Source organism: Rhodococcus sp. C26F, assembly GCF_053345925.1.
Window position 1 is genome coordinate 128017 of sequence record NZ_JBKFBA010000001.1, and the last position, 9701, is coordinate 137717.

The window sequence follows — 9701 nt, forward strand, 5'->3', positions numbered from 1 at the left end:
CCGGATCCACCGAAATCGTTTCAGGCGTCGGGGATCACGCATTCGACGGCCGCCCGCACCAACTCGGCGACACGGTCCTCGTCGACGATCCCGGGGAGGGTGAGCCGGTCGAGCACCAGCCAGTTCAATGCGAGATAGAGCAGCACGACGGCGTCCTCGCCACCCGGCAGGCCGGAGTGCCGGTAGTTGGCGATGTTGAAATCCAGGTCGGCGCGCACCCGCTCGGTGAGCAGGGCCTGCAGTTCGGGCCGCCGGGTGGCTTCGAGACGTAGTTCGAGAAGCGCGAGATAGCCGGCGCGGAACCGGATGAGCCGGCCGACGACCTCCGTCATCAGCTCGATCATGGATTCGCGGGTCTGCGGCGCCTGCGACTGTGCCATGACCTCATCGGCCGGCAGGAGCCGCTCGTAGTAGCGGTGACCCACCTGGACGAGCAGGTCGTCGCGGTTGGCGAAGTAGTTCGACGCCGTCCCCGTCGGGACCCCGGCCTCCTTGTCCACCGCGCGGAAGGTCAGCCCGCGCGCGCCGTCCCGCGCCAGCACCTCGATCGAGGCATCCAACAAGGCCTGTCGTCGTTCCGGATTCGTCCGAACCACTTGACACCACTCCATATGTAGTACTACGTTCAAACCACTTCACTCATAGTACTACGAATGGTGGTCCACTATGCGAAAGCTCGTCTACTACGTGGCAGTGACCCTCGACGGCTATATCGCCGGGCCGAACGGGGAGTACGACTTCTATCCGATCTGCGACGACATGGCTGCGGCGATGAGCGCGAGATATCCCGAAGCCGTTCCCACCGCGCTCCGCGAACAGATCGGCATGCCGGTCGACACGCCGAACAAGGAATGGGACACGGTGATCATGGGGCGCGGTGCCTACGAACCCGGTCTCTCGCTGGGACTCACGAGCCCGTACAGCCACATGCAGCAGTACGTCGTGTCCCGCACTCTCGCGCCGGTAGACGATCCGCAGGTCCGGATCGTCGACACCGACCCGGTCGAGCTGGTCCGAAAGCTGAAGGCGGAAGAGGGGCTCGACATCTGGCTCTGCGGTGGCGGCAACATCGCAGGGCAACTGGTCGACGAGATCGACCGGCTGATCTTCAAGAGCTATCCGTTGATCGCAGGCGACGGTATTCCGGCACTGTCGGGCAACTTCGTCCCCACGCGATTCGACGTCACCGCGCGCGAGGAGTTCAGCAACGGCACGCAGGTCACCTGGTTCGAGCGTCGCTGAGATTCGAGCGCCGCCGAACCTCGACCGACACCGGATCCGGCCGTCAGACCCCGACGGTCTTGAGCGCGATGCCGACGTACTTCTGCGCGACGGCCTCGGGGCTGAGCGTGCCCTCCGCGTGGTACCAGCGCGGGATCGACTGGCACATGCCGAGCAGGGCACGCGTGGTCTCGGCGGGATCGTCCACGTCGAACACGCCCGCGGCGACGCCCTCCTCGACGATCTGGCGCACCAGCTGCTCGACGCCCTTGCGCACCGCACGGTAGCGCTGGCGGTTCTCGGGGCTCAGGTAGCGGGCCTCACCCTCGAGCGCGGCGAGGCGGGCCCGCAGGGTCATGCGCAGCACGATCGCCTCGATGACATTGGACAGCCTGCGCACCGAGTCGCCGTCGGCGTCCTCGGCGGCGGCGTGGGCTCGGGAGAGCACGTCGCTGGTCGAGAGCTCGAGAAGGGCGATGAGCAGCCCTTCCTTGTTCTCGTGGTGGTAGTAGAGCGCCGGGACGGTGACGCCGACGCGGCGCGCGATCTCCCGCACCGAGGTGCCGTGGAAGCCGGTCTCGTAGAAGGCGTCGAGGGCAGCGGTGAGGATGGGACTGAGCTGCATCGGTTCGAGGATGCGCCAGTCCGGGATCGCCTCACCGTTGGTGAGGGTGTCGGCCCCGTCGCTCGAAGCACCCATGAAACCGCACCTACCTACCGATCGCTACTTCATACGGACGCCCCGAGGATACCCGTATGTTTTGCGCTCGAAGGATCGAAAGGTGGGCGGTATCACCCCATCGGGTCGTCGGTACCGCCGCGCGCGGTGTCGTGGAAGGGTGCGAAGAAGGTTCCCCAGCGCGCGCACTCCCAGCCACCGCCGGCCACCGGCACCAGTTCGACCGTCTCGGTGTTGGCCAGGTGGTTGGTGATGGCGAAGCCGGACGGCACCTTCCCCAGATAGGCGGCGACGAGGCGGATGGCGGCGCCGTGACTGACGACCACGACGTCGCCCGAACCGGCGTCGAGATAGTCGCTGCGCAGCGACTCGAGGACGGGCAGGTACCGGTCGAGCACGTCGAGCGCCGACTCACCGCCCGGGACCCGTGCCCGCAGGTCGCCGTTGTGCCACTCCTCGTAGACCTTCATGAACAGCTTGTGCGACTCCTCGTCGCTGCGGTCCTCGAGCTCGCCGACCTGCACCTCGTGCACACCCTCGCGGACGACCGCGTCGAGCGACACCGCCGGTGCCGCGTGCTCGGCCGTCTGCCGAGCGCGGAGTGCCTGCGACGCGACGAGCAGCGACGGCGTCCGCTCGACGAGGTTCTTCCCGAGCGTGCGGGCCTGTTCGACGCCGAGCTCGGTGAGCTCCGCCCCGGGGAGTTTCGTGTCGAGTCTCCGGGCGACGTTCGCCACCGTCTGGCCGTGCCGGGCCAGGATCAATCTGCCGCTCACCGTCAGTCCTCTCCGCGCCGCAGTCGGTCGAGCCACCGCGCATCCTCGTCGTCCGACACGGGTGGGACACCGTGTTCGGACACAGCGGGCCACGATCCGAGGAACCGCACCTGCGCGAAGCGGTGCAGTCCCTGCAGCGCCTCGGCGACCAGCGCGTCGTCGATGTGACCCACACAGTCCAAGTGGAAGAAGTAGGTGCCGTATTCCCTGCGGGTCGGCCGGGACTCGATGCGCGACAGATCGATTCCGCGCGTGGAGAACTCGGTGATGGCGCGCACCAGCGAGCCGGGCTCGTTGGGGAGTTGCAGCACGACCGAGGTGCGGTCGACACCGGTGCGCTTCGGCACGGGCCGCGGCCGCGTGATGAGCACGAAGCGGGTGCGGGCGCCCTCGAAGTCGGCGACCTGGTCGGCGAGGACGGACAGGCCGAGCCGCTGTCCGGCGAGCGCCGTGGACACCGCCGCGTCGACCTTGCCGGACGCGACGTCCTCGGCGGCTCCCGCGTTGGAGGCCGCGGTCACGAGCTCGGCGTCGGGCAGGTGGTCCTCGATCCAGCGACGCACCTGCGCCGCAGCCACCGGATAGGCGCCGATCGTGCGGACCCGATCGCGGGTGATCCCTTCGCGGGTGACCACCGTGAACGCGATGTCGAGCTCGACCTCGGACACGATCTGCAGGCGCGGCCCGAGAGCGAGGGCGTCCATGGTGGGCGGCACCGAACCCTCGACGGAGCTCTCGATGGGGACGACGGCACCGTCGACCTTCCCGTCGCGCAGGAGTTGCAGGGCAGCGGGCGGGCTGGCGGCCGAGACGCGCTCGACGTCGGCGGATCCGTCGCCGAGCACGTCGAGTGCACCGAGGCTCTCGAAGCGGTCGAGGGCCATCTCGGTGAACGTTCCCGAGGGTCCGAAATAGGCGATACGTGGCACGTGTACGAGGTTACGCATCGGTCGTGACGGGAAGGCGGACTCTGCGTGAACCGCACCCGAGCGGTGGCTCCGTGTCAGCCGGTGGTGAGGTCGAGCGCCTCGAGCTCCCGGACGACGGCGTCGGTGTCGTCGACCTCGACGACCAGCAGGATCTCCCGCANCGCACCGCCGCGGCGGCCTCCGGCACGAGCCGCCGGAGCCGGGTCACGTCGGGAGCCGCGAGAGCGTTGCGGACGTCGAAACCGCTCAGCGCCGCGACGGTGGCGGCGAGCAACGCGACGACATCGTCGGTGCCGGTCGCGCGGGCGGCGTATCCGGTGTCGGCGTGTGCGAGGACGGAGAGGAAGTCGGCGACGGCGTCGGCCCCGCGACCTGCGGTCAGGCCGGGGATGTGACCTGCCTCGGTGAGCGCGCGGGCGGCGTCGGCGAGCGCGGCGTCGGGCACGTGCGGGTAGACGACCAGGGGTGCCGGCGCGGTGATCGCGAGAACGTCCTCGAGCTCCTCGGTCGCGCAGTCGACCTGGTACCGGACCGGACGCCACCCGGCGGGCGAGGGCAGTTCGGCCGAGGCGTCGAGTTCGACGACGAGCTCGCGGGTCGGCGATCCGGTGACGGCAGTGGCCGGGACGACCGGCGGGGCGAGCATGCGGCCGGTCGCGGCGAGGGCGTCGGTGAGGCTGTCGTGCCGGTGCGTGAGCAACGCGTCGAGCAGTCCGCGGGGCTCGTCGCGGGACGGCGGCATTCCGAGGGGAAGTGGGATCGGCACCGATCCAGGCTACCGACGGACCACTTGCGACCGCGATCACAATGACTTAGGTTTGCCTCACCTACATCGAGAAGGAGGGTTGGCATGCAGACCACCACATCCGTCATCCCCGCGCCGACCACGGCCGAACGCGTACGCACCGCCCTCATCCGCGCCGACACGACGCAGCTCGCCATCGACGGCTGCGACCCGCTCCCCACCTCGGTTCATCATCTCCTCGACGACGGGCAGGTCGCGGTGGTCGTCGCCGAGGACAGCCTCCCCGTCGCACTCGCCTGGCAGGCCGGCAGCGCAGGCATCCCCGCCATGCTCGAGCTCACCGACCACTCCCCGATCGCCCTGCGCAATCCGGTCCGCTCGCTCATCTGGCTGAGCGGCACCCTGCGTCCCGTGGAGCATCCGCGCCGGATCGCCGCCGAGATCGCGGAGATCCTGCCGCATCCCGAACTCCTCGACGTCGGACACCGCTCCGAACTGCTGTGCCTGACGCTCGACTCCGTCGTCGCCGCCGACACCACCGGGGCCGAGGCCGTCGACGTCGCCGAAGTCCTCGACGCCGCTCCCGACCCGTTCGCCGCACTCGAGACCGGGTGGCTCCAGCACCTCGAAGAGGACCACGCCGACATCGTGCGGCAGATCGCGCGACGCATCCCGCCCGCGCACCGCGGCGGACGGATCCGTCCCCTCGGTCTCGATCGCTACGGACTGCGCCTGCGCGTCGAGTCCGAAGGCGACGACCACGACGTGCGGATCCCCTTCCACGAACCGGTCGACGATCCCGCCGCCCTGGGTCGCGCACTGCGCCTGCTCGTCGGCTGCCCCTTCCGCAACGGACTACCGCCGCGCACCTGAGCGGTACGCGGCGGCAGGACTCGGAATCGTATGGATCAGACCTTCTGCAGATCGATACCCTTCGTCTCCTTCATGATCAGCGCAGCGATGCCGGTCGCGACGCACAGCACCATGATGTAGACCCCGAAGACCCAGCCGATGTCCCAGCCGGTGAGCAGCTGGTTCAGGTAGGGCGCAGTGCCACCGAAGACCGCCACCGAGAAGGAGTAGGCGAAGCCGATGGCCTGGGTACGCAGGCGGGTCGGGAAGCTCTCCGACAGGGTGCACGACAGGATCGCGCCCGGGATCGACACGATGAGCAGGGCGAGAGTGGTCGACACGAGCAGCGTCCACCCGGCCGACGTGATCATCGACGTCAGCGGGATCTGCAGCGCGAACATGAGGACCGCGAAGCCGCCGAGCATCGGGCGCCGGCCGATCCGGTCGGAGAGCAGACCCCAGAAAGGCAGCGACACCAGCGCGATGACCTGGGCGATGACGAGCATCCAGTAGGCGGTGTCGGCGTCCATGCCCTTCTGCGTGATCGCGTACGTCGAGACGTACGAGGTCCACGTGTAGTGCGCCGCCGTGACACCCGAGGTCATGCCGATCATCAGCAGGATCGCCCGCACGACCACCTTGCGCGGGATGCGCGGTTCGTCGACCCGGGTCTCCTGCTGGTCGAAGACCTCGCTCTCCTCCATGCTGCGTCGCAGGTAGAGGGCGAACAGTGCCAGGAAGAAGCCGAGGAGGAACGGCACGCGCCATCCCCATTCGCCCACGGCGCTCTCGGAGAGTGTCGAGGTGACCGCTCCGCCGATCGTGTACGCCAACACGGAACCACCGAAGATCGCGACGAAGGCGACGCTGCCCCACATGCCGCGGCGATGCGGCGGCGCGATCTCGCTGACGTACGAGTAGGCGGTCGCCGACTCGCCACCGTGCGCGAAGCCCTGCACCACGCGGGCGAGCAGCAGGAGCACCGACGCCCACACGCCGATCGACGAGTAGGTGGGCATGAGCCCGATGACGAGGCTGCCGCCGGCCATCATGAGCATGGTCGTGACGAGCACGAACTTGCGGCCGCGCTTGTCGGCGATGCGGCCGAACACGATGCCGCCGAGCGGTCGCATCAGGAATCCGACGGCGAAGACCGCGAGCGTGGACAGCAGTGCCGAGACCGGATTGTCGCTGTTGAACATCGCCGCGGCGATGAACGGAGCGAACACCGCGTAGGCGCTCCACTCGTACCACTCGAGGATGTTGCCCACGGAGCTGGCGAGAAGAGACTTCTTCTTCGATGCGAGAGTCACCGAAGTTGTTGCAGCTGGATTCTTCTCAGGTGTTTCGATGTTCATGTCCCTACTTCCGGGTCGCAGACTTCCCCTCGGCCCACAGGCCCCTATCCGCACCCGAGCGATCGATCGGTCGGGCGTGTTGAAGTGTGATGGGTCACAAGGACCGCTGTCAAATTGGACACATCACCGCGAGCCGGTGGGATCGCCTCTCCGCGGCGAAGGGACCGGCCACGCAGGGTCCGGCACAATCGCTCCGGTGACGACCCTCCGCGACTGGCTGCGGCCCGCATCCCGCAATCCCGAGCCGCCCCTCGACCCCACCGAGCGCCGAGCACTGTGGATCGAGATCACCATCGTCCTGCTCGTCACCTTCGGCCTGAGCGGGATCTCGTCGATCCTGTCGCTGGCCGAGGCGGCGCTGGCACCGGAACCACTGTCGGATCAGACCGTCGCCCTCAACACGCCACGCTCGTCGCAGGGGTTCATCGATCTCGCCCGCCAACTCCTCGGCATCGTGCGCCTGCTCGCCTGGGGTGCCCTCGGCCTGTACCTGCTCTGGCGCAGCGGTGTCGGACCGCGACTCGCGGGCCTCGCCCGACCCGGTCTGCGCCGGGACCTGCTGCCCGGCGTGGGGCTGGCCGCCCTGATCGGACTCCCCGGACTGGTGCTGTACCTGGTGGCGCGGGCCGCCGGCCTGAACCTGACGGTCGCGCCGAGCCTGCTCGAGGACTACTGGTGGCGACTGCCCACCGAGGTGCTGTGGGCGATCGCCAACTCCGGGGCGGAGGAGATCCTGGTCGTCGCCTATCTCCTCACCCGCCTACGGCAGCTCGGCTGGTCGGAGAATTCGTCGTTGCTCGCCTCCGCCCTGCTGCGCGGTAGCTACCACCTCTACCAGGGCGTCGGCGGCGGGTTCGGCAACGTCGTCATGGGCCTGGTCTTCGGACGCTACTGGCAGCGCACCGGCCGGTTGTGGCCGCTCGTGATCGCCCACGCACTCATCGACACCATCGCCTTCGTGGGCTACCAAGCACTGAGGGGCCACGTGTCCTGGCTGCCCTGAACGTAGAGTTGTCCGGGTGAACGGCGACCCTCGCGACCCTCGGAACCGGCCGCGGCCTCCGCAGGGACCTCCCCCGCAGGGCCCTCCTGCCCGGCGGGCAGTACCGCCGAACCCGCAGCGCGGCGTGCCACCGCAGCGACGGGGCGCTCCTCCGTCACAGCGTCGCGGCGGCCCCCCGCCGTCCCCCGAGGGCACCCAGGTGCTGCGGCGCGACGGACGGTCGCAGTCACCGCAGGCGTGGTCGCAGGCGCCCGCGCCGAACTACCGGCCTGCTCCGCGGCAGGACCGGCAGCAACCGCCTCCGCAGCAGCAACGACGCGACTGGGCGCCGACGCAGCGACCCGAACGGTTCGCCGAACCCGCCCCGAACCGGCGTCCTCCGCGCGGGAACACCCCACCGCCCGCTCCCCCGCGACGCCCTGCGGCACCGCCCTCCCGACCCGCACCGCGCCGCCCGTTGGGTGCCCGGCGCATCCTGCGGCGACTCGCGATCGTCCTGGTCGTGCTCGTCGTCGCGATGGGTGCGAGCATGGTCTACCTCGACGGCAAGCTCGCGCGCGTCGACGCGCTCGCCGACTACGACGGCCGTGTCGGCGACACTCCCGGCACGAACTGGTTGCTCGTCGGCTCCGACAGCCGGGTGGGACTCACCCCCGAGCAGGAGCAGGAGCTCGCGACGGGCGGGGAGGTCGGCGCCGACCGCACCGACACCGTCCTGCTCGTCCACATCCCGCCCGGTGGCGGTGCCACGACGATGGTCTCCCTGCCCCGCGACTCCTACGTGAGCGTCCCGGGCTTCGGCCAGGACAAACTCAACGCGTCGTTCGCACTGGGCGGGCCGCAACTGCTCGTGCAGACGGTCGAGGGCGCCACAGGCGTGCACATCGACCACTACGCCGAGATCGGTTTCGGCGGGTTCGCGTCGATCGTCGACGCGGTCGGCGGGGTCGACATCTGCGTGCCCTATCCGATCGACGACCCGCTCGCCGGCCTCAGACTCGAACCCGGATGTCAGGAGCTCAACGGAGCGCAGGCCCTCGGCTTCGTGCGCACGCGCGCCACCCCGCTCGCCGACCTCGACCGGATGAACAATCAGCGCCTGTTCCTGTCGGCGCTGCTGAGCAAGGCCACGAGCCCCGGCACCTTCCTGAATCCCTTCCGGGCATGGTCGCTGATGTCGGGTGCGGCCGGGTCGCTGCGGGTCGACGACGGCGACCACCTGTGGAACCTCGCGCGACTCGCGTGGGCGATGCGCGGCGAGACGGTCACCACGACGGTTCCGGTGGGCGGATTCGACGACGTCTACGGCATCGGCAACGTCCTGCTGTGGGATCGTGAGCGCGCCGTGCCGTTCTTCGGAGCCATCTCGGAGGGCGACCCGATCCCGCCGGAACTGCTCGCTCCGGCCCCCTGACGGACGCCGCGAATCGTCGTCGATCTTGGGGAAGGCTGTCCGAATTTTCCGTAGGGTAGCCGATGCTGCCTTGTGGAAGGGTAGCCAACACTTGGATGAAAAACGCGCTGACCTGCACTAACGTCGTGATCATGACGACGATGGGCGACATGACCAAGACCAAGTTCCACACGCTGCTGCACGACCAGATCCGCCACGAGTTCACGGCGTCGCATCAGTACATCGCCATCGCGGTCTTCTACGACAACACCGATCTCCCGCAGCTGGCGAAGCACTTCTACGCGCAGGCCGTCGAGGAGCGCAACCACGCCATGATGATCGTCCAGTACTTCCTGGACCGCGACATGGCCGTCGACCTCACCGGCGTCGACGCGGTGCAGTCGATGTTCGAGGATGCCCGCGAGCCGATCGCGCTGGCCCTCGCCCAGGAGAAGAAGGTCACCGACCAGATCGTCGAGCTCGCCCGCACCGCGCGCGACGAGGGCGACTACCTCGGCGAGCAGTTCATGCAGTGGTTCCTGCAGGAACAGGTCGAGGAGGTCGCGACGATGACGACCCTGCTGACCGTGGCCGACCGTGCCGGTTCCAACCTCTTCAACCTCGAGGACTTCGTGGCCCGCGAGCTCAACTCGAAGGTGCGCGAGCCGCGCGGCAACGCCCCGCTCGCCGCCGGCGGCGCCATCTGATCGTTCCTCCATCCGGGGACAGCCCACCCGGAACGACG

10 protein-coding genes and 1 pseudogene are annotated in these 9701 nt (G+C 68.9%); 5 read left to right on the forward strand and 6 right to left on the reverse strand.

The genetic code is table 11. The features are described from left to right. Positions 1–20 precede the first annotated feature (20 nt). Complete coding sequence (locus ACLBYD_RS00535; RefSeq protein ID WP_447814998.1) at positions 21–596, reverse strand: TetR/AcrR family transcriptional regulator; 576 nt, start codon at positions 594–596, stop codon at positions 21–23. 70 nt (positions 597–666) lie between these two features. Here ACLBYD_RS00535 and ACLBYD_RS00540 point away from each other — a divergent pair, with 70 nt between their 5' ends. Continuing rightward, complete coding sequence (locus ACLBYD_RS00540; protein WP_447814999.1) at positions 667–1242, forward strand: dihydrofolate reductase family protein; 576 nt, start codon at positions 667–669, stop codon at positions 1240–1242. Between the two features lie 43 nt (positions 1243–1285). Here ACLBYD_RS00540 and ACLBYD_RS00545 read toward each other — a convergent pair whose 3' ends face one another. The 4 genes and pseudogenes from ACLBYD_RS00545 to ACLBYD_RS00560 all read right to left on the reverse strand — a co-directional run bounded on the left by ACLBYD_RS00545 (position 1286) and on the right by ACLBYD_RS00560 (position 4347). Next, positions 1286–1921 (reverse strand): TetR/AcrR family transcriptional regulator, encoded by a 636-nt coding sequence (locus tag ACLBYD_RS00545; RefSeq protein ID WP_447815000.1) that lies wholly within the window; start codon positions 1919–1921, stop codon positions 1286–1288. A gap of 92 nt (positions 1922–2013) precedes the next feature. Then, entirely contained in the window at positions 2014–2676 is a 663-nt protein-coding gene (locus ACLBYD_RS00550; RefSeq protein WP_447815001.1) for a histidine phosphatase family protein, read from the reverse strand. A 2-nt stretch (positions 2677–2678) separates the two neighbouring features. Continuing rightward, positions 2679–3605: a prephenate dehydratase gene (pheA, locus tag ACLBYD_RS00555; protein WP_447815002.1), complete on the reverse strand. Its 927-nt coding sequence runs from the start codon at positions 3603–3605 to the stop codon at positions 2679–2681. A gap of 74 nt (positions 3606–3679) precedes the next feature. Next, positions 3680–4347: pseudogene (locus tag ACLBYD_RS00560) on the reverse strand (hypothetical protein). A gap of 108 nt (positions 4348–4455) precedes the next feature. Here ACLBYD_RS00560 and ACLBYD_RS00565 point away from each other — a divergent pair. Continuing rightward, a complete protein-coding gene (locus ACLBYD_RS00565; protein ID WP_447815003.1) occupies positions 4456–5223 on the forward strand; it encodes a DUF2470 domain-containing protein in 768 nt (255 codons plus the stop codon). A gap of 35 nt (positions 5224–5258) precedes the next feature. Here ACLBYD_RS00565 and ACLBYD_RS00570 read toward each other — a convergent pair whose 3' ends face one another. Then, positions 5259–6560 carry an MFS transporter gene (locus tag ACLBYD_RS00570; RefSeq protein WP_447815004.1) on the reverse strand — a complete coding sequence of 434 codons (1302 nt, stop codon included), beginning with the start codon at positions 6558–6560 and terminating at the stop codon, positions 5259–5261. A 196-nt stretch (positions 6561–6756) separates the two neighbouring features. Between ACLBYD_RS00570 and ACLBYD_RS00575 the strand changes: the two genes are divergently transcribed. The 3 genes from ACLBYD_RS00575 to ACLBYD_RS00585 all read left to right on the forward strand — a co-directional run bounded on the left by ACLBYD_RS00575 (position 6757) and on the right by ACLBYD_RS00585 (position 9663). After that, on the forward strand, positions 6757–7563 hold the full coding sequence (locus ACLBYD_RS00575) for a CPBP family intramembrane glutamic endopeptidase (protein ID WP_447815005.1): 807 nt from the start codon (positions 6757–6759) through the stop codon (positions 7561–7563). A gap of 199 nt (positions 7564–7762) precedes the next feature. Further along, positions 7763–8977 (forward strand): LCP family protein, encoded by a 1215-nt coding sequence (locus ACLBYD_RS00580; RefSeq protein WP_447815343.1) that lies wholly within the window; start codon positions 7763–7765, stop codon positions 8975–8977. Between the two features lie 140 nt (positions 8978–9117). Beyond that, complete coding sequence (locus tag ACLBYD_RS00585; protein ID WP_229568520.1) at positions 9118–9663, forward strand: ferritin; 546 nt, start codon at positions 9118–9120, stop codon at positions 9661–9663. Positions 9664–9701: the final 38 nt, after the last annotated feature.

Excerpts from the sequence above, each read along its gene's own strand:
- ACLBYD_RS00540 (WP_447814999.1), top strand. The coding sequence starts at position 667 with ATGCGAAAGCTCGTCTACTACGTGGCAGTGACCCTCGACGGCTATATC.
- ACLBYD_RS00545 (WP_447815000.1), bottom strand. The coding sequence starts at position 1,921 with ATGGGTGCTTCGAGCGACGGGGCCGACACCCTCACCAACGGTGAGGCG.
- ACLBYD_RS00565 (WP_447815003.1), top strand. The coding sequence starts at position 4,456 with ATGCAGACCACCACATCCGTCATCCCCGCGCCGACCACGGCCGAACGC.
- ACLBYD_RS00570 (WP_447815004.1), bottom strand. The coding sequence starts at position 6,560 with ATGAACATCGAAACACCTGAGAAGAATCCAGCTGCAACAACTTCGGTG.
- ACLBYD_RS00585 (WP_229568520.1), top strand. The coding sequence starts at position 9,118 with ATGGGCGACATGACCAAGACCAAGTTCCACACGCTGCTGCACGACCAG.